The organism is Halomonas sp. 25-S5 (genome assembly GCF_029889845.1).
Taxonomy (GTDB): Bacteria; Pseudomonadota; Gammaproteobacteria; order Pseudomonadales; family Halomonadaceae; genus Halomonas.
Genome location: NZ_JARANV010000020.1, coordinates 1 through 23,868, shown reverse-complemented (window position 1 = coordinate 23,868; position 23,868 = coordinate 1). Strand labels below are relative to the sequence as shown.

Annotated in this window: 24 protein-coding genes and 2 pseudogenes; 19 read left to right on the top strand and 7 right to left on the bottom strand. The window is 64.4% G+C overall.

All coding sequences use genetic code 11. The features are described 5' to 3' along the window. Positions 1-61: 61 nt before the first annotated feature. Positions 62-1,258 (bottom strand): Gfo/Idh/MocA family oxidoreductase, encoded by a 1,197-nt coding sequence (locus tag OP498_RS13840; protein WP_348533490.1) that lies wholly within the window; start codon positions 1,256-1,258, stop codon positions 62-64. Between the two features lie 405 nt (positions 1,259-1,663). Beyond that, positions 1,664-5,326, bottom strand: a complete 3,663-nt coding sequence (putA, locus tag OP498_RS13835) for a bifunctional proline dehydrogenase/L-glutamate gamma-semialdehyde dehydrogenase PutA (protein WP_280553917.1) — start codon at positions 5,324-5,326, stop codon at positions 1,664-1,666. A 357-nt stretch (positions 5,327-5,683) separates the two neighbouring features. Here putA and OP498_RS13830 point away from each other — a divergent pair, with 357 nt between their 5' ends. After that, positions 5,684-6,901, top strand: a complete 1,218-nt coding sequence (locus OP498_RS13830) for an amino acid deaminase (RefSeq protein WP_280549994.1) — start codon at positions 5,684-5,686, stop codon at positions 6,899-6,901. Positions 6,902-6,950: 49 nt separating this feature from the next. Here the strand turns inward: OP498_RS13830 and OP498_RS13825 are convergent. Then, positions 6,951-7,091: pseudogene (locus OP498_RS13825) on the bottom strand (GlxA family transcriptional regulator); the annotation flags it as partial. Between the two features lie 367 nt (positions 7,092-7,458). Here OP498_RS13825 and phnC point away from each other — a divergent pair. From phnC to OP498_RS13745, 16 genes are all read left to right on the top strand, one after another. After that, entirely contained in the window at positions 7,459-8,286 is an 828-nt protein-coding gene (phnC, locus tag OP498_RS13820) for a phosphonate ABC transporter ATP-binding protein (protein ID WP_280553915.1), read from the top strand. A 39-nt stretch (positions 8,287-8,325) separates the two neighbouring features. Continuing rightward, positions 8,326-9,360 carry a phosphonate ABC transporter substrate-binding protein gene (gene phnD, locus OP498_RS13815; protein WP_280549997.1) on the top strand — a complete coding sequence of 345 codons (1,035 nt, stop codon included), beginning with the start codon at positions 8,326-8,328 and terminating at the stop codon, positions 9,358-9,360. A 54-nt stretch (positions 9,361-9,414) separates the two neighbouring features. After that, positions 9,415-10,206 carry a phosphonate ABC transporter, permease protein PhnE gene (gene phnE, locus OP498_RS13810; RefSeq protein ID WP_280549999.1) on the top strand — a complete coding sequence of 264 codons (792 nt, stop codon included), beginning with the start codon at positions 9,415-9,417 and terminating at the stop codon, positions 10,204-10,206. A 23-nt stretch (positions 10,207-10,229) separates the two neighbouring features. Further along, positions 10,230-10,973 (top strand): phosphonate metabolism transcriptional regulator PhnF, encoded by a 744-nt coding sequence (gene phnF, locus OP498_RS13805; RefSeq protein WP_280553913.1) that lies wholly within the window; start codon positions 10,230-10,232, stop codon positions 10,971-10,973. Further along, positions 10,970-11,416, top strand: a complete 447-nt coding sequence (gene phnG / locus OP498_RS13800; protein ID WP_280550003.1) for a phosphonate C-P lyase system protein PhnG — start codon at positions 10,970-10,972, stop codon at positions 11,414-11,416. Before phnF ends, phnG begins: the two co-directional genes overlap by 4 nt. Positions 11,417-11,418: 2 nt before the next feature. Next, positions 11,419-12,039: a phosphonate C-P lyase system protein PhnH gene (phnH, locus tag OP498_RS13795; protein WP_280553911.1), complete on the top strand. Its 621-nt coding sequence runs from the start codon at positions 11,419-11,421 to the stop codon at positions 12,037-12,039. Beyond that, positions 12,024-13,139 carry a carbon-phosphorus lyase complex subunit PhnI gene (locus OP498_RS13790; protein ID WP_280553910.1) on the top strand — a complete coding sequence of 372 codons (1,116 nt, stop codon included), beginning with the start codon at positions 12,024-12,026 and terminating at the stop codon, positions 13,137-13,139. The genes phnH and OP498_RS13790 overlap by 16 nt, the downstream gene beginning before the upstream one ends. Beyond that, positions 13,136-13,990 carry an alpha-D-ribose 1-methylphosphonate 5-phosphate C-P-lyase PhnJ gene (locus OP498_RS13785; RefSeq protein WP_280550009.1) on the top strand — a complete coding sequence of 285 codons (855 nt, stop codon included), beginning with the start codon at positions 13,136-13,138 and terminating at the stop codon, positions 13,988-13,990. The genes OP498_RS13790 and OP498_RS13785 overlap by 4 nt, the downstream gene beginning before the upstream one ends. Then, positions 13,987-14,805, top strand: coding sequence for a phosphonate C-P lyase system protein PhnK (phnK, locus tag OP498_RS13780; protein ID WP_280553909.1), 819 nt, complete (start codon positions 13,987-13,989; stop codon positions 14,803-14,805). The genes OP498_RS13785 and phnK overlap by 4 nt, the downstream gene beginning before the upstream one ends. A gap of 13 nt (positions 14,806-14,818) precedes the next feature. After that, the gene (gene phnL / locus OP498_RS13775; protein ID WP_280550014.1) at positions 14,819-15,580 is read left to right on the top strand and encodes a phosphonate C-P lyase system protein PhnL; all 762 of its coding nucleotides are present in this window, start codon (positions 14,819-14,821) and stop codon (positions 15,578-15,580) included. Then, positions 15,580-16,728 carry an alpha-D-ribose 1-methylphosphonate 5-triphosphate diphosphatase gene (locus tag OP498_RS13770; RefSeq protein WP_280553908.1) on the top strand — a complete coding sequence of 383 codons (1,149 nt, stop codon included), beginning with the start codon at positions 15,580-15,582 and terminating at the stop codon, positions 16,726-16,728. The genes phnL and OP498_RS13770 overlap by 1 nt, the downstream gene beginning before the upstream one ends. Then, positions 16,728-17,270 carry a ribose 1,5-bisphosphokinase gene (gene phnN, locus OP498_RS13765; RefSeq protein WP_280553907.1) on the top strand — a complete coding sequence of 181 codons (543 nt, stop codon included), beginning with the start codon at positions 16,728-16,730 and terminating at the stop codon, positions 17,268-17,270. The genes OP498_RS13770 and phnN overlap by 1 nt, the downstream gene beginning before the upstream one ends. Then, positions 17,267-18,073 (top strand): phosphonate metabolism protein PhnP, encoded by an 807-nt coding sequence (gene phnP / locus OP498_RS13760; protein ID WP_280550021.1) that lies wholly within the window; start codon positions 17,267-17,269, stop codon positions 18,071-18,073. The genes phnN and phnP overlap by 4 nt, the downstream gene beginning before the upstream one ends. Before the next feature lie 59 nt (positions 18,074-18,132). After that, entirely contained in the window at positions 18,133-18,336 is a 204-nt protein-coding gene (locus tag OP498_RS13755; RefSeq protein WP_348533489.1) for a hypothetical protein, read from the top strand. A gap of 134 nt (positions 18,337-18,470) precedes the next feature. Next, a complete protein-coding gene (locus tag OP498_RS13750) occupies positions 18,471-18,845 on the top strand; it encodes a histone-like nucleoid-structuring protein, MvaT/MvaU family (RefSeq protein WP_280553905.1) in 375 nt (124 codons plus the stop codon). A gap of 63 nt (positions 18,846-18,908) precedes the next feature. Further along, on the top strand, positions 18,909-19,088 hold the full coding sequence (locus OP498_RS13745; protein ID WP_280553966.1) for a type II toxin-antitoxin system YoeB family toxin: 180 nt from the start codon (positions 18,909-18,911) through the stop codon (positions 19,086-19,088). Positions 19,089-19,180: 92 nt separating this feature from the next. Here the strand turns inward: OP498_RS13745 and OP498_RS13740 are convergent. Further along, a pseudogene (locus OP498_RS13740) lies at positions 19,181-19,327 on the bottom strand (hypothetical protein); the annotation flags it as partial. Between the two features lie 293 nt (positions 19,328-19,620). Between OP498_RS13740 and phaC the strand changes: the two are divergent. After that, positions 19,621-21,465, top strand: a complete 1,845-nt coding sequence (gene phaC, locus OP498_RS13735) for a class I poly(R)-hydroxyalkanoic acid synthase (RefSeq protein ID WP_280553904.1) — start codon at positions 19,621-19,623, stop codon at positions 21,463-21,465. Between the two features lie 140 nt (positions 21,466-21,605). Here phaC and OP498_RS13730 read toward each other — a convergent pair whose 3' ends face one another. Genes OP498_RS13730 through OP498_RS13720 form a run of 3 tightly spaced genes read right to left on the bottom strand, consistent with a single transcriptional unit; the run spans position 21,606 to position 22,537 of the window. Beyond that, positions 21,606-21,893, bottom strand: a complete 288-nt coding sequence (locus OP498_RS13730) for a helix-turn-helix domain-containing protein (RefSeq protein ID WP_099620053.1) — start codon at positions 21,891-21,893, stop codon at positions 21,606-21,608. Then, positions 21,886-22,197, bottom strand: a complete 312-nt coding sequence (locus OP498_RS13725; RefSeq protein WP_012137896.1) for a type II toxin-antitoxin system RelE/ParE family toxin — start codon at positions 22,195-22,197, stop codon at positions 21,886-21,888. The genes OP498_RS13730 and OP498_RS13725 overlap by 8 nt, the downstream gene beginning before the upstream one ends. A 31-nt stretch (positions 22,198-22,228) precedes the next feature. Beyond that, on the bottom strand, positions 22,229-22,537 hold the full coding sequence (locus tag OP498_RS13720) for a tyrosine-type recombinase/integrase (protein WP_280550048.1): 309 nt from the start codon (positions 22,535-22,537) through the stop codon (positions 22,229-22,231). Positions 22,538-22,612: 75 nt separating this feature from the next. Between OP498_RS13720 and istA the strand changes: the two genes are divergently transcribed. Next, positions 22,613-23,725 (top strand): IS21 family transposase, encoded by a 1,113-nt coding sequence (gene istA / locus OP498_RS13715; RefSeq protein ID WP_280553903.1) that lies wholly within the window; start codon positions 22,613-22,615, stop codon positions 23,723-23,725. The last annotated feature ends 143 nt before the right edge of the window (positions 23,726-23,868 follow it).

The window sequence follows — 23,868 nt, the reverse complement described above, 5'->3', positions numbered from 1 at the left end:
CGCGCACCCTCGGCGTCACCTGCCAGCCCGTCGGAGCTTTCCGGCGGGCCGGCGTGAGTCGTTAGACATAGTCGACCCACACCGCCCCGGCATCGGCGGATCGTACGCAGTTCTCCACCCAGCGCACGCCCTCCACCCCGGCATCAATATCGGGAATTCCCAGCGCCTCGACGGCCTCGGTATCGCCGCGATCCTGTGCTTCCATGGCCAACGCGAAGCGGTAGTAGAGGTTGGACCAGGCCTCGAACAACCCCTCGGGATGGCCTGCGCCGATGCGGTCGTCCTGTCGCGCCTGGGGATAGAGGTAGTCCATGCCGCGCTCCAGAATCCGCACCGGCTCGCCCTGGACCTCGTAGCGCAGCTGGTTGGGGTGCTCGTCCCACCACTCGACGCTGGCCCGGGAGCCGATGACCCGTACCTTCTGGCCATGCATGGAGCCGGCATTGACCGCCGAGGTCCAGAGGTGGCCCATCACGCCGCCCTCGTACTCCATCAGCACGTAGGCGTTGTCCTCCAGCGGGGCGCGGCTGGCCACGAAGCTCTGGCGTGAGCAGAGCAACCGCTTGATGCGCAGCGCCGGAAGCATCATCTCGGCGATGTAATAGGGGTGGGTCGCCAGGTCGCCGAGCACGTAGCTGGGCCCGGCATGGCGGGGATCGACACGCCATCGGGCGCCGGGATCGGTCTGCTCGACGGCATCGCTATGGAAGCCATGGGCAAACTGCATGTGGACCATGCGGATCTCACCGAGATCGCCGTTGGCGATCATCTCCCGCGCCTGGCGGATCAGCTGATGCCCGGCATAGCCATAGGTCACCCCGACGATGCGCCCCCGCTCATCGGCGAGGGCACGGAGTTCCTCGGCCTGCGCCACGCTGAAGCACAGCGGTTTCTCGCAGATCACATGCAGCCCGGCCTCCAGTGCCGCCTTGCAGATGGCGAAATGGGTGCTGTTGGGTGTGGCGATGGAGACCGCCTGAATCCCGTCCTCGCGCTTGGCTTCCTCGGCGAACAGTGTCGGGTAGTCCGCGTAGCAGCGCTCGGGCGCCACCCGTAGCGATTCGCCGAACTCGCGGCCCCGAGCCGGATCGATGTCGAAGGCACCGGCCACCAGCTGGAAACTGTTGTCGCGCAGCGCCGCACAGCGGTGGCTATAGCCGATCTGGCTGCCGCGGCCACCGCCCACCATCGCCCAGCGAATCGGGGCGGCAACTTTCAGGTCACCCTGGATCATGGTCATGTCTCCTCGCATACTCATCTTGGTGACTCCGCTGGCTGTTGTCATTGGTAGCGGGCTTTCGCCCGATCGCCTCCATTACAGCAGCCGTCAGGACACCATGATTTCACTTTCTTGCTATTTCTGGTGTGCTTTTGCCTGACCGACGGTAAACAAGACATCGTTATGGTAAGGGCTTGCAGGGACGTTGGTCCCCGCTGAATAAATCTGATTGCATTTTCTTGTGCTAAGCGGCATCAGGATATAGTGGACCCCGAAAGATCGGGTACAGGGTGGCCGTCACCAGGATGCCTGGGAGTGCGGTGGTCGAGGCCGGGCACGCAGACGGGCACACAAGGATAGCGTTTGCCAGCGAGCAGGTGGTGATGCCGGAAGCCAGCTGGGGCGGCTTCGGCCTCGGCGATGCCGCTGGCAGACGCGTCGAGCCTATTCGGCCGTCGCCAGCAGGCTGGCGTTGCCGCCCGCGGCGGTGGTGTCGATGCACAGGTGGCGCTCCACCACGTAGCGCTCCGGCGAGATGGTCTGGGTCTCGAGCGGCACGATGGCCCCCTCGCGCCCGGCCAGCGCAATGCGCAGCTCGCGGGTCCAGTCGCTGTCACCCGCGGCGGCCACGGCCGCTACCTCCTTGACCGTGGTCAGCGTCTTGGCCGCGACGCTGCCGTCGAGCGCGGCGACGGGGGCCCCGGCACTCTTCAATTGCTGCACGGCCTGTGCCGCCCCGGGTGCGACGAGCACCGCCGCACAGCCGGCGCCGAGCGCCTGCACCGCCTGGGCGATGGCGATGTCCAGGGTCGGCCCGAGGCAGAGCACCGGGCCCTTCGGATACATCGCCAGCCGGTTGCTCTCTCCCGTCGGCCCCGGCAGCGTCTGCGGGGTCATGTCCAGGGCCGCGGTCTCGGCCAGTGCCTTGCGGATCACGCCGCCCTTGCCGCTCATTGCCTTGCGCAGCACCTCGACCCGGTCGGGGCGTGCCGCCCAGTTGCGCGGGTCCAGTCCGTCGATGGCCGACTGCAGATCCTCGAGGGGCACGGATTTTCCCTGGGGAGCGTCGTGACGCTCGACGGCGGCGGTGCGCCGGAAGCGGGTGAGATAGAGGGGCCCGCCGGCCTTGGGGCCGGTGCCCGAGAGCCCCTCGCCACCGAAGGGCTGGGAGCCGACGATGGCGCCGATCTGGTTACGGTTGACGTAGACGTTGCCGACATGGACGCGCTCGACGATCTGCTGCACGCGGTCGTCGATGCGGGTATGCAGGCCGAAGGTCAGCCCGTACCCCCGGTCATTGATCGCGTCGACCACCTTGTCGATGTCGCGCGCCTTGAAGGTGGCCACGTGCAGGATCGGGCCGAAGATCTCGCGCTCGAGATCCTCGATGCCCCCCACCTCGACCACGGCCGGAGTGACGAAGGTGCCGGTGTCCGGCGCGGGCAGCGTCTTCAGCACCTTGCCGGCTTTTTTCTTCGCCGCCACATAGGCGCTGATGTCGGCCTGGGCCTCGGCGTCGATCACCGGCGAGACGTCGGTGTCGGTGTTCCAGGGGTCGCCGATGGTGAGGGCGTCCATGGCGCCATCGAGCATGTTGAGCAGCCGCTCGCGTGCCTCTTCCTGGACGTAGAGCATCCTCAGCGCCGAGCAGCGCTGGCCGGCCGACTGGAAGGAGGAGATCAGGATGTCGCGCACCGCCTGCTCGGTGAGTGCCGTGGAGTCCACGATCATCGCATTCAGCCCGCCGGTCTCGGCGATCAACACCGCATCCGGTCCCGCATTCTGGGCCAGGGCCTTGTGGATGATCTGCGCCACCGGGGTCGAGCCGGTGAAGCAGACGCCCGCGATCCGCGTATCGCTGGTCAGCGGCCCGCCCACCGTCGGCCCGTCGCCGGGCAGCAGCTGCAGCGTCGCCTCCGGCAGGCCGGCCTCGCGCATCAGCTCGATGGCACGCGCGGCGATCAGCGGCGTCTGCTCGGCGGGCTTGGCGAGTACGGCATTGCCGGCCGCCAGCGCCGCGGCAATCTGGCCGGTGAAGATGGCCAGCGGGAAGTTCCACGGGCTGATGCAGACGAAGATGCCGCGGGCGCTGCCGGGCTCCTCCGCCTCCAGCCGTTCGCCCTCGTTGGCGTAGTAGCGCAGGAAATCCACCGCCTCACGCACCTCGGCGATGCCATCGAACATCATCTTGCCGGCCTCGCGCGTCGCGATCACGGTCAGCTCGGCGATATGCTCCTCGTAGAGGTCGGCGATGCGGCGCAGCACCTTGGCTCGCTCGGCCGCCGGCCGCGCTGACCAGTCACGGAACCCCTCCTCGGCGGCGTCGAGGGCGGCCGCCACCTCGGCCGGGGTCGCCTCGTGGACCTTGCCGACGACACGAGAGCCGTCGGCGGGCGACACGGCATCGCGGGCCAGCCCTTGTGGTGCCGGGCTTCCGGCCAGCATGGGGCCAGCGGTCCAGGTGGTGTCGGCAAACGCTTCACGCGCCTTGAGCAGCGGGAGGATCGAGGCGGGTTCGTTGATCCGGTAGCCGCGGGAGTTCTTGCGATCGGGCGCAAACAGCTCGCCGGGCTGGCGGATCAACGGGCTGGCGAAGGCGTCGCCGAGTTTTTCCATCCCCTCCACCGGGTCCTTCGAGACCTCACTCGGGGGAATCGACTCGTCCACCACCTGGTTCACGAACGAGGAGTTCGCGCCATTCTCCAGCAGGCGCCGCACCAGGTAGGCCAGCAGGTCACGGTGCGCGCCGACCGGGGCGTAGAGTCGGCAGTGCGTGCCCTCCGATTGCTTGACGATCTGATGCAGCGATTCGCCCATGCCATGCAGGCGCTGGAACTCGTAGCTGTCCTTGTCGTCGCCTGCCATGGCCACCACGGCGGCACAGGTATGGGCATTGTGGGTCGCGAACTGCGGATAGATGCGGTCGCGCCGGTCGAGCAGCAGCTGGGCGCAGGCCATGTAGCTGACATCGGTGTTGACCTTGCGAGTGAAGACCGGGAAGGTCTTGACCCCCATCTCCTGAGACAGCTTGATCTCGGTATCCCAGTAGGCGCCCTTGACCAGCCGCACCATGATCTTGCGGTCGAACCGCTCGGCGAGCTCGTAGAGCGTCTCGATCATCGGCGCGGCGCGGCGCCCGTAAGCCTGCACCACGACCCCGAAGCCATCCCAGCCATCGAGGCTGGGGTCTGACATCAGTGCCTCGATCACGTCGAGGGACAGATCCAGCCGGTCCTGCTCCTCGGCATCGATGTTGAAACCGATGTTGGCCTTGGCCGCCTGCTGCACCAACTCCTTGGCTCGCGGCACGAGTTCCGCCATCACCGTGTCGCGATGGGTGTATTCATAACGCGGGTGCAATGCCGAGAGTTTCACCGAGATGCCGGGGCTTCCTCGCACGTCGCCCTTGGCCTGCTTGGCGATCGCGGTGATCGCCTTGGCGTAGGCCTGGTGATAGCGAACGGCATCGTCGTCGGTGCGCGCGGCCTCGCCGAGCATGTCGTAGGAGTAGGTGTAACCCTGCTTCTCGAGCTCGCGGGCATTCTTCATGCCCTCCTCGATGGTCTGGCCGAGCACGAACTGGCGCCCGAGGATCTTCATCGACTGGCCGACCGCGGTACGCACCACCGGCTCGCCCATCCGGCGCACCAGGCCGCGCAGCGCCCGCACCGGGCCCTTGGGATCGTCGTCCAGCACCTTGCCGGTCAGCATCAGCGCCCAGGTCGAGGCGTTGACCATCGACGACGACGACTTGCCCAGGTGCGCGCCCCAGTCGGACGGCTCGATCTTGTCGTGGATGAGGTCGTCGATGGTTTCCGCATCGGGCACGCGCAGCAGCGCTTCTGCCAGGCACATGAGCCCGACGCCCTCGGCGGTCGAGAGCCCGTACTCGGCCAGGAAGGCCTCCATCATCGAAGGTGACTTTTCCTTGCGCACACGCTCCACGTATGTGGCGCCGACGGCGGCCACCTTGCGGCGGTCGTCCTCGGACAGCTTGATACGCTCGACGAGCCCGCGCAGCACATCTGCCTCGTTGGCGTCGTAGTTGGCGCGGATGCGCCCCCGCAGCTCGCTCGCGCCATGCGGATGAAGGTTAGCTTCATTCATGTTCGATACCCTTATTGCTACTCGTAACGCATCGTCGATGCCTAGGCTCGGATGCCGTCATCATTGTGAAAGGCATTCACCTAGCGTAGGCGTCCTGGCCGGGCTTGCACCCACAGTCTGCGGTCACGCGATCAACGGACGACTCACAGGGTATAGTGGACCCCATGGTCAAGACAGAAATCACCTGGATTTAAGCTATCACCTCAGTCATGGGTGTGAACGTCGATGAACCCCGGCGCCATCGACGATCCGGGCGCCGCGGCAACCATGCGGGCAGCAGTGAATGTGAGTAGGCGCTGATCGCATAGCCTAGGGAATTGAAGTTCCTGGGCGAAGCCGCTAAGAGGAGTGCAAGCAATGCGCGAAGCGAGGATGTGCTGCGACAAGGGCACCGTCGAAGCCGGTCCCGAGCTGTTGACAGGGGTCAGCCTGCCGGCAGCAGTGATTCATGAGGCGCCGTTGGCTCAAAACTTGGAATGGATGCAGTGCTTCGTCGACGATCATGGCGCACGGCTGGCACCTCATGGCAAGACCACCATGGCACCGGCGCTGTTTCACCGTCAGCTCGAGGCTGGCGCTTGGGGCATCACCCTGGCTACAGCCCCCCAATGCCGGGCCGCCTTCGCCCACGGAGTCACGCGGTTACTGATGGCCAACCAGCTGGTGGGTGAGGTCAACATGGCCATGGTGGCGGCGCTGATCGAGGGCGGCGCCGATTATTACTGCGTGGTGGATGGTGTCGAAAATGTGAGCCAGCTGGGGCGTTTCTTTGCCGCCCGGGGGCTCAAGCTGCAGGTGCTGATCGAGCTTGGCTTGCCAGGCGGGCGCTGTGGCTGTCGCGATACCGAGCAAGTCGAGGCTCTGGTGGCGGCGATCGCGGAGCAGCCGGCCTTGGCACTGGTCGGTATTGAGGGTTACGAAGGCATGATCGCTGGCGGCGATGAAATCGCGGCAGTGCGCGCCTACGGGGAGAGACTGGTAGAAACCGTTAGGTCGCTTGTCGACAGTGGCTTGCTGGCCTGCGAGGCGCCGATCGTCACCGCTTCCGGTTCCAAGTGGTTCGATCTGATCGCCGAGGCGTTCGACAACGCGGCGTTGCGCGAGCGATACACGCCGGTGCTGCGACCGGGCTGTTACGTGGTGCACGATCACAAGCTTTATGCTGGCGCCATGGCCGAGGTGAAGGCGCGCCATCCGCACCTTCAAGGTGAGTTGCGGCCGGCGCTGGAGATCTTTGCCCATGTGCAGTCGTTGCCCGAGCCGGGGTTAGCCATCATCGCCCTGGGCAAGCGCGATATTGGCCACGAGCCGGACCTGCCACTGCCGCTGCGGCGCTATCCGGTGATCTCGCACCCGGCGGCAGCCACGACGCCAGTTGACGTAAGTGACTGTCACACGACGCATATCATGGATCAGCACCTTTTCCTGGCGATACCGCAGAATGCCGGGATCGCCGTCGGTGATGTGGTGGCTTTCGGCACCTCCCATCCCTGCCTGACCTTTGACAAATGGCGCCAGCTGTTGCTGGTGGACGAGGCGCTGAAGGTTAAGGAGAGCCTGGTAACCTGTTTCTAAGGGTTAACGCCGAAGCTTCTCGACAACGTTTTCCGCTCGCATTCGTCCGCCACTCGAACAGTGTCTGGCCGCCGATGCGATTGGCGATGCGCAGCGGCTCGATGGCCGAGAAGAAGGCCACCATGGCGAAGCGCGGCAGCAGCAGAAAGCCGATGCGCTCGGGGGCGGTGTCGGGGGGCTGGAGTCTCATGGTCTAGGAGGAAGGATACACCAGGCGCCGCATCTAGGTGTCGGGTCCCGGGTGATCAATTCGTTTTTGTGCGACTGAAGCATTCGGCGGCCACTTGGCCTGATGTCATATCGATAGTGGGAACCTTCGGGGCTCTCACCCTCAGCTGTGGTTCAAGGCATATCTCGTCAAATGACGAGTTGCGGTCATTTGCATGACGAATTGGTGACTGTGGTTTGTAACCAGTTGATATATAGAAAAGTTGATAACGTGTGACATGTATCGTGGCATGAGTTACCTCAACAGTGTCACGAGATCATCATTGTCTAGACAACTGACGTTAACCTGAGTCCGCGATACTGACGCCATCCCAACGAGGAGAGGTGTCATGTCGATCCCCAGCATTCTGGTTGACCAGCTAAGCAAGAGCTTCGGTCAGCATCCCGTGCTTCGCGACGTCGGTTTCTCGGTGAAGCCCGGTGAAATGGTGGCGTTGATCGGGCCGTCGGGCTCCGGCAAGTCCACCCTGCTGCGTCACCTCGCTGGCCTCACCCGTTCCAATCGTGATGGAAAGAGCCGCGTTCAGGTGCTTGGTCGCAATATCCAGAGCGGTGGACGCCTGAGCCGCCGTTCCCGCGCCGATCGCTGCCGCACTGGCTACATCTTCCAGCAGTTCAACCTCGTCGGCCGACTGAGCGTGCTGACCAACGTGCTGATCGGTCAGCTGGGCAACATGCCCCGTGGACGCGCCCTTTTGGGTCGCTTCACCGAGGAAGAGAGGCAGTCCGCGCGCCGCGCCTTGGCACGGGTGGGGATCGAGGCCCTGGCCGGCCAGCGTGCCAACACCCTGTCCGGCGGACAGATGCAGCGCGTGGCGATTGCCAGGGTGCTGATGCAGGACGCCGACATCATCCTGGCCGATGAACCTATCGCCTCGCTGGATCCGCGCAGTGTCCGCGAGGTCATGGAAATTCTGGCGCGCATCAATGCCGAAGATGGCCGCACCGTGCTGATCACCCTGCATCAGGTGGAGGTTGCACGGCGCTTCTGTCCGCGTGCCATCGCCCTCAAGGAGGGACGCCTGTATTTCGATGGCCCCGCCAGCGATCTCACCGATGCCCGCCTCGAGTCGCTGTACGAGAACGCTGGACTCGACGAGCTCCACTCCCGTTCCACCTCCGTTGACCTGGCCACCCCCGTGGCTGCGCTGGGCTGACCTCACTCGCTTGATCATCACCCCGAAGGAGTCCTTGCCATGTCCCGTTTTACCCTGCGTCGTATCGCCCTGCCGCTGGTGGCTGGTGCCACCCTGTTCGCCAGCCAGCTGACTCTTGCCGCCGATGCCGCCGACACCTTGAACTTCGGCATCATTTCCACCGAATCGAGCCAGAATCAGTCCACCCAATGGGAGCCCTTCCTGGCCGAGATGTCCGACACTCTGGGCATGGAAGTGAAGCCATTCTTTGCCACTGACTACGCCGCGGTCATTCAGGCCATGCGTTTCGACAAGGTCGACCTGGCCTGGTACGGCAACAAGTCGGCCATGGAGGCCGTCGACCGCGCCGGCGGCGAGGTCTTTGCCCAGACCGTGGCCGCCGATGGCTCGCCGGGCTATTGGGGCCTACTGATCACTCATCGCGACAGCAACCTCGAGAATGTGGAGGACGTGCTGAGCCGCGCTGATGAACTGATCTTTGGTAACGGTGACCCCAATTCCACCTCCGGTTTCCTGGTGCCCGGTTACTACATCTTTGCCAAGAACGGCGTGGATGCGGCATCGGCCTTCAAGCGGACGCTGAATTCCAATCATGAAACCAACGCGCTCTCCGTGGCCAACGGCCTGGTCGACGTGGCCACGTTCAATACCGAGAGCATGGAGCGTCTCGAAATCAATCATCCCGATAAGGCAGAACAGATCAAGGTGATCTGGAAATCGCCGCTGATTCCCTCCGACCCGCTGGTGTGGCGCAAGAACCTTCCCGAGGAGCTGAAGGCAGAGCTGCGTGAGTTCTTCTATTCCTACGGCGAGACCGAGGCCCAGCGCGAGATCCTCGAGCCGCTGCAGTGGGCACGCTTCGACGAATCCAATAACGATCAGCTGCTGCCCATTCGTCAACTGGAGCTATTCAAGGAGCGTGCTCAGGTCGCCCAGGACGAGAGCTTGTCCGAAGAAGAGCGCGACCGCCAGCTGGCCGAGTTCGATGCTCAGCTCGAAGAACTGAACCAGCGACTCGAGGCAGCCAAGGCTCAGGCCGATGAGGCGCCAGCGACCGCGATGGTTAGTCAGTAACGACATCCAGCGCTGAATGACGAGGGGCTTGCGGGCCCCTCAACGGGAGTTCCCATGAACGTGCATCACTCCACATTGGACGCCCGACCGGCACGGCGAGGCTGGGTCCCGCTGGCGGGATGGGCCCTGACCCTGGCGGTGCTCAGCTGGGCCTGGCAGGGCGCGGAAATGCAGCCCGGGCTGCTGATTGCCAATACTGACAACATGGCCGAACTGGCCGGGGATTTCTTCCCGCCGGCCCTGGGCAATCTGGAGCACTACATCGACCAGATGCTGATCACCATCCAGATCGCCATCTGGGGCACCTTGCTGGCGGTGCTATGCGCCATTCCCTGCAGCCTACTGTCCTCCGAGAACCTTGCTCCGTGGTGGGTATATCAGCCCATGCGCCGGCTGATGGATGCCTGTCGTGCGATCAACGAGCTGGTGTTCGCCATGATCTTTGTGGTGGCCGTGGGACTGGGACCCTTCGCCGGCACCCTGGCGCTGTTCGTCCACACCACCGGGGTGCTGGCCAAGCTGTTTTCCGAGGCCGTGGAAGCGAGCGATTCGGGCCCCATGGAAGGAGTGCACGTGACCGGTGCTGGCCGCATCGAAGAGATCATCTTCGGCCTGATTCCTCAGGTCCTGCCGCTGTGGATCTCGGTCAGCCTGTACCGTTTCGAGTCCAACATTCGCTCGGCCACGGTGCTGGGCATGGTGGGCGGCGGTGGTATCGGCGTGTCGCTGTGGGAGACCATGCGCGGCTTCCAGTACACCGAGACGGCCACCATCATGCTGGTGATCATCGTGGCGGTGACGCTGCTCGACATGGCCTCCCAGCAGGTTCGCAAACGCTTCATCTGAAGCGCTTTTTTTCAGGAGGCGACATGTCTAGACAAGCCCTTCGCGAGCCCCGCTACCTCACTTTGGCTGGAGCACTGTCCGAAGAGGTACGGACCCACTTCTCCCCGGGACAGTGGTTGCCGAGCGAGTCCCAGCTGGCCCGGCGCTTTGGTGTCAACCGCCACACCGTGCGCCGAGCCCTCGATGAGCTGGTGTCGGACGGCATGGTGACTCGCCACCAGGGCCTGGGCACGCTGGTGGTCGATCGGCGGCTGGACTATGCGGTGAGCGCTGGCAGCAAGGTGACGCACAACCTCGCGGAGCTGGGCATCACCACCACGACCGAATGCCTCCAGCAGTCGCTGGTCGTGGCGCCGGAGGCAATTGCCGCGCGATTCTCTCAACCCGCCGGCATGACCCTGATGTGCGTCGATACCCTGCGCTGGGTGGACGAGGCGCCGCTACTGCGTCTGCGCCACTGGTTCGACCCAGCGCGGGTACCCGGCTGGCTGGAGCGATATCGGGGCGGCTCCACACGCGCACTGCTCAATCAGCACTATGGTCTACGGCTCACACGTCGCCGGGTCCGGGTCGAGGCCGGGGTCGCCGACCGTGAGGACCAGCGCTTGCTGCAGTGCCCGCATCAGGCCCCACTGCTGCAGCTGGCCAGCGACAACGTCGATGCCGACGGCGCACTGGTCGAGGTCTCGATCAGTCGTGCACGGGCCGACCGTCTCTCCTACCACATCGACTTCAATGACCCACTGTCTGACGAGGTGTCTTCATGACGTCTGCACGACGCCAGCGCATTCTGGCGCTGACTCCCCGCGAGCGTCTGGCCGAGCACTGGGCTCGGTTGGGCATCGCTCCCGACTACCGCTGTGTCCGCGGCCCCGAGACCGGCATGGCTATGGTGCGTGGCCGCATGGGCGGCAGCGGCAAGGCTTTCAATCTCGGTGAGATGACCCTGACCCGGGCGAGCGTAGCCCTGGACGACGGCACGCCGGGCGGCGGTCCGCTAGGCCACGGCTGGGTCAAGGGCCGCGATGCGCATCACGCTGAGCTCATCGCCCTGGCTGATGCCTGCGCACAGCGTGACGACTGGGGACAGCGCATCGACGCTGAACTGCTGACGCCGCTGGAGGCCGCACTGCACGTCGAACAGGAGGCGCATGGGTGCCGTGCGGCGGCGACCCGTGTCGATTTCTTCACCATGGTCCGAGGGGAATGAGCATGCAGTGGTCCGCTTTTGACGATCCCGTCCACGACAGCCAGCGCGCCTATCGCCAACTGCTGTCGACCATGGCGGAGCCCGGCACCGTTGAAGACATGCTGGAGTCCCCGCTCAGGCCTGAGGACGCCGCCATCGGCGCAGCCTGCTGGGCGACACTGCTTACGCTGTGCGATCTCGACACACGGGTGTGGCTGACCCCCGAATTGGCCGCAGGTGGCCTAGGCGAGGGGTTGAGGTTCCATACCGGCAGCCGTCTGGTCGACACGCCCGCCGAGGCGGACTTCGCGCTCGTGACCCCGGCAACCCTGGCCGATCCCACTCGTGTATTCAACGAGGGCAGCGATATCTACCCCGATCGCAGCACCACGCTGCTGGTGGTGCTGGAGCGGTTGGATACCGAGGGTCCCTGGCGGCTTCAGGGACCGGGTATCCCCGGATTCCGGCGCCTCGGCATCGGGGAGGGCGATGCCCTCATGAGCCGCCTGGCGGCCAATCAGTCCCGCTTCCCACGTGGGCTGGACGCCATCCTGACCTGCGGGGCCCGGCTGGCAGCAGTGCCGCGCAGCACCCGCATCACATCTTCCCGGGTAGAGGAGGCTGATCCATGTATGTCGCAGTGAAGGGCGGAGAGCAAGCCATTGCCAATGCGCACCGTTGGCTGGCCGATCGCCGGCGAGGCAGCCGCGAATCCGCCGAACTGGAGGTGGCTCAGGTGGAAGGGCAGCTGCGCCTGGCTGTGGCGCGGGTGATGGCCGAAGCCTCGTTGTATGACCCGGAGCTCGCTGCCCTGGCCATCAAGCAGGCTAGCGGTGACATGGTCGAGGCGGTATTCCTGCTGCGCGCCTATCGCACCACACTGCCGCGGCTGGCTGAAACGGTGCCTCTGGATACCGCGGCGATGCATATCGAGCGACGCGTCAGCGCCACCTACAAGGACATCCCCGGCGGCCAGGTGCTGGGGCCGACCTACGACTACACCCACCGCCTGCTGGACTTCCTGCAGCTGGCCAAGGGGGAAACGCCTACACCCGTCGAGGCTGAGGAGATGCTGGCGACCTGCCCGCAGATCCTGGAACTGCTCGACGACGAAGGGTTGCTCGAGCGCGAGGCAGACGACGGCAGCGAGCCCTATGACATCACCCGTGACCCCCCTGACTTCCCGGTAGATCGGGCCACCAGGCTGCAGATGCTGGCTCGCGGCGATGAGGGCTACTTGCTGGCCCTTGGCTACTCCACCCAGCGCGGCTATGGGCGCAACCACCCCTTCGCCGGGGAGATTCGCCTGGGTCGTGTGGCGGTCGAGATCGAGGTGGAGGAGTGCGAGGTGCCCATGTGCATTGGCGAGATCGAGATCAGCGAGTGCCAGATGATCAACCAGTTCGGCGGCTCGCGTGAAGTGGCACCGCAGTTTACCCGCGGCTACGGGCTGGCCTTTGGCCACAACGAGCGCAAGACCATGGCCATGGCGCTGGTCGACCGCGCCCTTCGCGCCGAGGAACTGGGCGAGACCCCAACGGGCCCTGCCCAGCAGGCGGAATTCGTGCTGGCCCACGCCGATAGTGTCGAATCGGCAGGCTTCGTTTCACACCTCAAGCTGCCGCACTACGTGGACTTCCAGTCGGAGCTGGAGTTGCTGCGGCGCCTGCGCCGCGAGCATGCCGCCCGCCGGCTACAGCCTGACGAACAACCCACTACCGCGCCGGAGGAGCAGCAGGCATGAACGACTATTCTGATGCCACGACCGGTTACAACTTCGCCTACCTCGACGAACAGACCAAGCGCATGATCCGCCGCGGCTTGCTCAAGGCCGTGGCGATTCCCGGCTATCAGGTGCCCTTCGGCGGGCGCGAGATGCCGATGCCCTACGGCTGGGGTACCGGTGGCATGCAGCTGACGGCCAGCGTGCTGGGTCAGGACGATGTGCTCAAGGTGATCGACCAGGGCGCCGACGATACCACCAATGCGGTGAGCATCCGCGCCTTCTTCGAGCGGGTGGCCGGTGTCACCACCACCTCGGCGACGGCCGAGGCCGATGTGATCCAGACGCGTCACCGTATCCCCGAGCAGCCCCTGCGCCAGGGCCAGATCCTTGTCTTCCAGGTGCCGATACCCGAACCGCTGCGCTTCATCGAACCCAGCGAGGAGGAGACGCGGCTGATGCACGCCCTGGAGGAGTATGGGGTCATGCACGTCAAGCTCTACGAGGACATCGCGCGTCACGGGCATATCGCCACGACCTATGCCTATCCCGTGAAGGTGGACGGGCGCTATGTCACCGACCCCTCGCCGATCCCCAAGTTTGATAACCCCAAGCTGCACATGGCCGAGGCGCTGATGCTGTTCGGTGCTGGACGCGAGAAGCGGCTCTACGCCATTCCGCCCTATACGCGGGTGGAGAGCCTGGACTTCGAGGACCATCCGTTCGAAGTGCAGCAGTGGGAGGAACCCTGCGCCATCTGCGGGGCTCGCGACACCTTCCTCGACGAGGTGATTACCGACGACCGGGGCGGGCGGATGTTCGTCTGCTCGGATACCGACTACTGCCAGTCACGTCGTGAGGAGGTGGCATGAAGTGTCCCGAACTGCAACGGCCCGCGCTGCTGGAAGCGCGCGGTGTCTCGCGCCTGTACGGCCCCGGCAAGGGCTGCGAGGCGATCGATTTCACCCTGCATCGCGGCGAGGTGCTGGGTATCGTCGGTGAGTCCGGCTCCGGCAAGTCGACCCTGCTGCGCGTGCTCTCAGGGCTGGAGCGCCCGGATACCGGGCAGGTGGCCTATCGCTCGACCGTCGCCCAGGGCCACGACGGAGCGGGCCATGAGGGGGAACTCGATCTGTATGCTCTTGGCGAAGCGCGACGACGGGCACTGCTGCGCATGGAGTGGGGGTTGGTGCACCAGAATCCGCGTGATGGGCTGCGCCTTGGGGTTTCGGCCGGTGCCAATATTGGTGAGCGCCTGATGGCCCTGGGCGAGCGTCATTATGGCCAGCTGCGGGCGGCCGGCCAGGACTGGATGGGTCGAGTGGAGCTCGACCCGAAGCGCATCGATGACGCGCCCAAGACCTTCTCGGGCGGCATGCAGCAGCGCCTGCAGATCGCTCGCACCCTGGTGACCCGGCCGAATCTGGTGTTCATGGACGAGCCGACCGGAGGCCTGGACGTCTCGGTGCAGGCCCGGTTGCTCGACATGCTGCGCACCCTGGTTCGCGAGTTGGGCCTCTCGGTCATTCTAGTGACCCATGACTTGGCGGTTGCCCGACTGCTGGCCCACCGCTTGATGGTGATGCGCCGCGGCCAGGTGGTCGAAAGCGGCCTGACCGATCAGATTCTGGACGATCCGCAGCATGCCTATACGCAGCTGTTGGTGTCGTCGGTACTCACGCCTTGAGGAGCTGTCACCCATGACATCCCTGACGCAACCCTTCCTGACCGTAGACGCCCTGCACAAGTCGTTCGTGCTGCACGGCCAGGGCGGCATGACTCTCGAGGTAATGCGTGGCCTTTCGTTCTCCCTGTTACCGGGCGAATGCCTGGTGCTGGCCGGACCCAGTGGTATCGGCAAGAGCTCGCTGCTCAAGATGCTCCACGGCAGCTATCGCGTCACCGGTGGGCGCCTGCGCCTGCACTTTGATGGTGACGGGGAGGAGGACGGCGAGCTCGAGCTTGCCGATCTGCCGGCCCACGCCTGGCACTCTCTGCGCCGCGACGTGATCGGCTACGTCAGTCAGTTCCTGCGGGTGGTACCTCGCGTGCCAGCGGTAGAAGTGGTGATGGAGCCGCTGCTGGCGTGTGGTGTCGAGCCTGACGAGGCCCGTGAGCGTGCCGAGACAATGCTGGCTCGGCTCAATCTGCCACCGCGGCTGTGGTCACTGCCGCCGGGCACCTTCTCCGGTGGTGAGCAGCAGCGCGTGAACATCGCCCGAGGCTTCATCGCCGAGCACCCTCTGCTGCTGCTCGACGAGCCGACCGCCTCGCTGGATGCCGCTAACCGCGAGGTCGTGGTGGGTTTGATCGAGGAGGCCAAGGCGCGCGGTGCGGCATTGCTGGGCATCTTCCATGATGAGGATGTGCGAGAGCGAGTAGCGGATCGCCTGTTGCCGCTGGAGGCCCACATGGGAGCCGTGCTGGAAGCGGCCGAGTCCCCGTCCGAGGAGATCCGCTGATGAATGCCGCCGAACAGATTCTCACCAATGCGCGTCTGATTCTGGACGATGAGGTGTGCCTGGGCTCGCTGAAGATTCGCGACGGCCGTATCGCGGGCATCGACGATACACCGAGCCGGCACCCGGGTGCCCTGGATTGCCAGGGCGACTACCTGATGCCGGGCATGGTCGAGCTGCACACCGACAACATGGAGAAGTATTTCCAGCCGCGCCCCAAGGTGGCTTGGCCGGGACGCCCCGCGGCGCTGGCGCATGATGCCCAGATGGCCGCCAGCGGCATCACCACGGTGTTCGATGCGCTCTCGATCGGCGATGTCGACGAACAGAGCATGCGCCACGGCGCGCTGCTCGACATGGTCGACTCGCTGCAGGCGATCATGACCGACGACATGGCGCGCATCGATCACCGCCTGCACCTGCGCTGTGAGGTGTGCCACCCCGAGACGCTCTCTCGCTTCGAGTCACTGGCCGGCTCGCCGCTGCTGGGCCTGGTGTCGTTGATGGACCATGCGCCGGGCCAGCGTCAATTCGCCAGCCTGGAGGCCTACCGCACCTACTACCAGGGTAAGTACCGGTTCAGCGACGAGGCACTAGAGGCGTTCATCGAGAAGCAGCTGGCCAACAGCGTTCTCTACAGCAGTGCCCATCGACGCGCCATCGCCGAGGCGTGTCAGGCGCGGGGTCTGGCCCTGGCCAGCCACGATGACGCCACCATCGAGCATGTGGCCGAGAGCGTCGAGTATGGCACCCGGGTGGCAGAATTCCCCACGACCCGCGAGGCGGCCGAGGCCTCTCACCGCCACGGCCTGGCGGTGATGATGGGCGCGCCCAACGTCGTGCGTGGCGGCTCGCACTCCGGCAATATCGCGGCGGAGGAGCTGGTGCGGCTGGGTGTGCTCGATGTGCTCTCTTCGGACTACTATCCTGCTGCACTGCTGGATGCGGTGTTCCGCATTGCCGGCATGGCGGAGGGGTACCCCCTGCCTCAGGCGGTGGCCACGGCCACACGAACACCGGCCGAGGCAGTGGGGCTCACTGATCGCGGTCGGCTCGCCCCGGGGCTGCGCGCCGATCTGCTGCGGGTGCGCGTGGTCGACGACCATCCGCTGGTGCAGCGGGTATGGTGCGCTGGCCGGCAGGTGCACTGATGGGCCGCCTGGTGTATCTGGTGGGTGCCAGTGGGGTGGGCAAGGACACCCTGCTGGAGGCGGTCCGCCAGCGCCATCCCGAGTGGATGGTCGCCCATCGCTATGTGACCCGTCACAGCGGACCCACCGAGAACAGCGTTGCACTGACCGGCGAGGAGTTTGCCGCCCGCGAGTGCTCGGGTCTGTTTGCCCTCTCCTGGCAGGCACATGGGTTTCAGTACGGTTTGGGCATCGAGGTGGAGGCCTGGCTGGCTTGCGACAAGGTGGTGCTGGTCAATGGCAGCCGACGGGTGCTTGGCCAGGCCCAGGCGCGCTTCGGTGAAGCGCTCCTCCCCGTGGTGATCACGGCAGCGGAAGAGGTGCTGCGCGGTCGGTTACGACGGCGTGGGCGAGAGAGCGAGACGGAGATCGAGGCCCGTCTGCAGCGTCATCGGGAACTGCGCGAGGCCTTGCCGGACGTGGTGCACATCGATAACGGCGGGCCTCTGGATGCCAGCCTGGCGGCGATGGACCGGCTGCTCGAGGCGGAGGTCCCAGCGTGAAGTTTCGCTTCGTGGGGACCGGCGACAGTGCCCAGGTGCCCTGTTTTGGCTGCGACTGCGACGCCTGTGCTCGTGCGCGGGTGCTGTCCAGTCATCGCCGGGGGCCGTGCAGCGCCGAGGTGCGTGTCGATGGCCACCGCTATCTGATCGATGCGGGACGCATGGATCTGGCGGAGAGCTGTGAGCGAGAGCGGCCGTCGGCGATCCTGCTCACCCACTATCACGCCGATCATGTGCAGGGCCTCCTGCATCTGCGTTGGGGCAGGGGGGAGCCGCTGCCGGTCTATGGCCCCAAGGACCCCCAAGGTTTTGCCGACCTCTTCCGCCACCCCGGGGTGCTGGACTTCAAGGCGGGCCTCAAGCCGTTTCGGCCGCTGCTGCTCCCGTCGCTGACGGTGACTCCCGTACCACTCCATCACAGCAAGCCGACCCTGGGCTATTGCCTCGATGACGGAGGCGGGCGATTGGCCTACCTGACCGACACCTGCGGTTTGCCGGGGGCGACAGAGCGCTTTCTGCGCGAGTGGCAGCCGGATGTGGTGGTGCTCGACACCGGCCACCCCAGCAGCGTCGTCAACCCGACCAATCATAATTCCCTGCCGATGGCGCTGCAGATCATCGAGCGGTTCGAGGTGCCTGCAGTTTATCTGACCCATATCGGACACGATCTGGATCGGGAGCTTGTCGAGTCGCCGATCTCTCTGCCCGCCAATGTGCGGGTACCGAAGGATGGTAAAGAGGTCTGCGTTGGTCCAGTGACACCACCCACCATGGCCCACGACAAGATGGGAAACGTAGGATGAGTCCGCCGAGGATGACGCGGTGTTTGCGTGGTGTCAGGCCGCGCGTGTGGTAGTGGGCCATGACGTATGGTTCGGTCATGGCGTCGCCGGGCGTGTGTATCGGCAACGGCGCGATCATCTCGGCTGGAAGCCTTCCTCTGGCCGCTGCCTGGCACGCCGCCGTGGTGGTCATCGTCTTCCAGTCGCTGGTCGAGCTGTTCGGCATGGTCACTGACTTGAGCTGGGTGCCGAACAAATTGATCCCCGAGCCTTCTTCCACATAGCCTACGGCTCCGTAGATGTTTCTTCTCGCGGCGCCTGGGGATCTACACCATCGCACCGCACCGGGCGTTTTCTGTTGAAGCAGTGTTCAATGATGATCATACTTCCCCGGCATATATCCAAAGACGGAGACAAGATGTCGATCCTCAGTTCCTATCTGCAGAAAGAACAGCAATTGAAACAGCTTCAGGACGAGCTGAAGACCCTTGAAAACGACGAGGGTCTGAAGAACGAGCTCGAGTTCAAGGAAAAATTAGAAGCGCTGATGCGCGAGTTTGGAAAGTCCGCTGCTGACGTGATCGCCCTGCTGAATCCGAAGCCTACGGCGGCCCAAAGCACTGCCAGCAGCCCGAGTACTGGACGCGCCAAGCGCAAGCTGAAGATTTTCAAGAATCCCAATACGGGTGAGGTGGTCGAGACCCGCGGCGGAAATCAGAAGACGCTGAAGGCCTGGAAGGCAGAGCACGGCGCCGAGGTGGTCGAGTCCTGGCTGGTGCGCACCGAAGACTGATGTGGCCGACCTGCTGCCTGCTGGGTAAACAGCAGGCAGTAACCTCGCTTTCGCCGCGAATGGATCCGCTCTGACGACCCATCAACTGGCATCGGCAAACCTGAGCCACTCAAGCACAACGTGTCAGGCCTGTGGTCAAGACGCCTCTCACCGAGGGACAGGCTCATTTGTCGGTTCGACGACAAGTCTCTTTATATTTTCGTCATTGGCGGACACTACAGCGGACACTACGATCAGCATTAACGCCCATAAAGGTTGTTTGCACCTCCTTATCGGACTTATAACGCTGGCGTCGACTCTTGGGGCAAGCGGCGTCGTGCCGACTACCTGCTGAGCTACCAGAAGCACCAGCCCATTGCGGTGATCGAGGCCAAGGACAACAAGCACGGCCCGGGCTCCGGCAGGTGCCGATAGGCCCACAGCCAGTGGCCGGCCACCCCGAGGACATAGCCGGCGGAAAAGGAGAGCCCGGAGACGATCCCCTGAGCAGCTGCATCTGGTCTGTCGCCTCCCTTTCCACTGGTAGAAGCCTGAGGCCCATGAGCCTACCGACTCCGTCAGGGAGCGTCCAACCGCTGGCAGGGTAACGGAAGGTTCTGCGGGCACACGACGGCTATATCCGCCCGCTCGGTGAGGTTGCGTCTCACTCAGCCCCTACGATACTGAAGGGAATGGTTGCGGCAGTTGGAGAGCAGCATATCGACTCTGACGCGTCGACCCGCCTCCGGGTCGGACGAGGCCGCTATCGCGGAGCACTCCACCAGGGGGCAAGGCCATGAATGACCAGAAACCGTCTTCAGCGAAGCCAGACGATCAGGCGACGCCACCCGATGAGCTGGCACAGCGCTATGCCGAGGTTCTCGAGCGACTATCGACCGGGTCGTCCCGGGCGTGGAAGGGCTGGCTCGAGCGCCAGACACGCGGGGACTTCTTCACCATGCCCGACCCGGCAGTCGCGGCCAAGTCGCTTGCCAGTCTGGGCCAGCAGTTCCTGCTCCATCCGCAACGCGCCATGGAATTCCAGCAACAGCTAATGGAGGGCTATACGACCCTCTGGCAGAACGCCGTGCAGCGCCTGTCCGGCGAGGCGCCCTCGTCGGACCGTGTTCCTGCTCAGCGCGACCGGCGATTCAAGGGCAAGAGCTGGGAAGAGAACCTCTTCTTCGACACGCTCCGCCAGGCCTACCAGTTGACGGCCGAGCAGTGGTTGAAGGGGGTGCATGAAGTCACCGAGGATCTGGACGACGACGAGCGGGCCAGGGTCGAGTTCTATGCCCGTCAGCTGATCGACGCCCTCGCCCCCAGCAACTTCGCCACCACCAACCCGGAGGTGATCGAGGCCACGGTGCGCACCGGCGGCGCCAACCTGCTGCAGGGGCTGGCCAACCTGATGGAGGACATGGCGCGGGGCGAGGGGTTGCTGCGCATCAAGCAGAGTGATTCGGCCGGGCTGGAGCTGGGCAAGGACATCGCAGTGACCCCGGGCAAGGTTGTCTACCAGAATGAGCTGATGCAGCTCATCCAGTACGCCCCCACCACCGAAACGGTCGACCGCCGGCCGCTGCTGATCGTCCCGCCATGGATCAACAAGTACTACATCCTGGACCTGACCCCGAAGCGCTCGTTCATCCGCTGGGCCGTCGACCAGGGCATAACGGTCTTCATCATCTCGTGGGTCAATCCCGACGAGCGCTATGCCGAGGTGGCCTTCGACGACTACCTCACCCGGGGCACCCTCAAGGCCATGGACGTGGTGGGAGAGATCACCGGCGAGGAGACGCTCAACACCATCGGCTACTGCATTGGCGGCACCCTGCTGGCCAGCACCCTGGCGCATCAGGCCGCCCGGGGCGACGAACGGGTGCACAGTGCCACCTTCTTCACCACCCTGCTCGACTTCAGCGAGGTGGGGCCGCTGAAGGTGTTCATCGACGAGGAGCAGATCCGCTACATGGAACATCACATGGCCCAGCGCGGTTACCTGGAGGGCACCCACCTGGCCAATGCCTTCAACCTGCTGCAGTCCGCCGACCTGATCTGGGGCTTCGTGATCAACAACTACCTGCTCGGCAAGGAGCCCCAGGCCTTCGACCTGCTCTACTGGAATTCCGACTCCACCCGCATGCCACGGCGCATGCAGAGCTTCTACCTGCGCAATATGTACCTGGAAAACCGCCTCGCCGAACCCGGGGGCATTACCCTGGCGGGGGAAGCCATCGATCTGAGCAAGGTGAAGACCCCGGCGTTCTTCGTGGCCACCGAGAAGGATCATATCGCCCCCTGGCAATCCAGCTATCGCGGCGCCCACCTGCTGGGTGGCCGGCCACGCTTCATCCTGGGGGGCTCCGGCCATATCGCGGGCGTGATCAACCCGGCCGACTCGACGAAGTACGGCTACTGGAGCTACGGCCACCTGCCCAACGACCCTGACCGCTGGCTGGAATCGGCCACCCACCACGAAGGCTCCTGGTGGCCGGAATGGCGCCAGTGGCTCAAGCGCCATGCCGGCAGCCAGGTGTCCGCCCGCGAACCCGGCAGCGAGGAATACCCGCCTATCGAGGAGGCACCCGGCTCCTATGTTCGGGTGCGCGTCGATGACCCGGGCACGAACGGCGAGTGAGGGATTCGGTGGAGCCGTTAATTGACCGCACCGCTGGCCCCCAGGTGGCCAACCATTACGTAAGAAGCGGATGATCGCGGGGTAGGGCCGAAGCGGAGGTTTTGGCATCCGGTGCATGGCCTGGTTACACCTCACTTTGGTCAGTGAAGCTGACTAAAAACTTCCGGGTGTTGCTCAGCTATGCGCAGAAGCGCAACCGCAGGCCCCTGCGGCTCGCGACGACCCTGTTCCCAATCCTGAAGGGTTCGCACACTCACACCCATAAGACCGGCAAATGCTGACTGCGACATGTGCAATTTCAGCCTGATCACTTTGGGCGGTGAAGGCTCTGAAAGCTCATGCGTTCGTAGAGCCAGTTTGCCTTTCTTGAACTGCTTGATTTCATTGATACCGTCAAGAATCTCTGCCCCAAGGTTCCTGTCACCCATTTTTGATTGCCTCCGCTATCTGCTTGAGCGTGTGGCCAGGAATGCTGGCGCGTTCTGATTTACTGTACAGCGTGAGCATCCATATCTCGTGGTCAGATTTCTTCCAGTAATAAATGGCTCTGATACCACCGCTCTTTCCCGAACCCGCTGGTGCCCATCGAACTTTACGAACACCACCCGAACCTTTAATCAGATCCCCGGCATCTGGCTTCTGCAGAAGGTAGGTTTGAAGCCCACGGTATTCCTCATCCGTGAGATAGTTCGGCAATAGCTTGGTGAACGTTGAGGTTTCGATGAAAAGCATTGCTAAAATATACGGCCTTGCCGTACAGTTGTCAAGGCCGGATCAGTGAGGTGTAACTGTTCAGCATTTCTTCGCCGTGCGGAGCATGGCGAAGAAATGCCTGTTGGACTAAGCCGCCCATCAGGCTGTCAGACAGCTTCAGCCGTTGAAGCTGATGGACGGGCATACCCTGTTCCAGTACATGCGTGGCGTAGGCATGGCGCAGGCTATGAATACCACCGATCCGCTCGACACCGGCCAGTCGCTTGGCCTGGGTAAAGGCTTTCTGCGGCGCGCTCGGGTGCAGTGTCAGTAACGATGCTAAAAGTCCCCTGAATACCGAAATAAGGTGTCCCCCCACTCAAGCGGGGTACCCTCTGATTGGGAAACAGAACGATCAGGAGGTACCCGATGCTCAAGCAGGAGGACTTTCCTCATGATACGCCAAAAGGTCAATCAGGGAGCCTATCTCAAGGATGTCGCCGCCGAGCTCGACGTGCATCGCCGGCCGGGTGCTCGGCGCAGCAAGCTGGATCCGTTCAAGCCGCAGGTCGATACGTTGCTCGCCCAGGGGGTCTGGAATGCTCAGGTGATCTTCACCGAGCTGCGCCACTGCGGCTATGCGGGGGGCTATTCGATCCTGTGTGATTACATCCGGCCCAAGCGCTCGCTGCAGCCGTCGAAGGCCACGGTGCGTTTCGAGACGCGCCCCGGCCACCAGCTGCAGCATGACTGGGGCGAGCTGACGGTCGAGGTCGATGGCCAGTCCACCCGGGTCAACATCGCCGTCAATGTGCTGGGCTACTCGCGGCAGATGCATGTCTACGCCGCGCCGGCACAGGACGCCGAGCACACCTACGAGAGCCTGGTCAGGGCCTTCGAGGCGTTTGGCGGGGTGCCCGCCGAGGTGCTGGTCGATAACCAGAGAGCGGCGGTCCTGAAGCGCGAGAACGGCCGTGTGGTCTTCAATCCGCGCTTCCTCGACCTGGCGGGTCACTACGGCTTCCAGCCACGTGCTTGCCGGCCCTATCGGGCCCGGACCAAGGGCAAGACCGAACGCATGGTCGGTTACGTCAAGCATCACTTCTTCGTCGGCCACCGGGTGTTTCAGTCCTTCGCCGACATCAACCGCCAGTTGCGCCAGTGGCTGGCCGAGTCGGCTCATCAACGTCGGCATCGCACCCATGGCGAGATTGTGTACGAGCGCTTCCAGCGGGACGAGCAGCCGGCCCTCACCCTCTTGCCGCGGCAGCGCTTCGATACCGCCTATCTCGACCACCGACAGGTGGCCTGGGACGGCTACGTCGAGGTACGTGGCAACCGCTACAGCGTGCCCGACGCCCTGTGCGGCCAGACCGTACGGATCCGCATCACCCTGGACGACGAGCTGCAGATCATCGACGCCCAGGAGCAGGTCGTCGCCGAGCACCTGTTGGCCCTGCCGGATGCCGGTTGGCAGCGGCAGGCCGACCACCACCGCCGCCTGTGGCGCGACGCGCTGCAGGTTGAGCAGCGTGGCCTGGAGATCTACGAGGAGGTGACGTCATGACCCTGGAGCAACTGCTGCAACAGCTCAAGTTTGACCACTTGGCCGACCAGCTGGAAACGGTCTGTGAGCAGGCGGCGAGCCGGGATCTCGACTACCGCGAGTTCCTGGCCGAGGCGCTGCAGTGCGAGTGGGCCGGGCGGCAC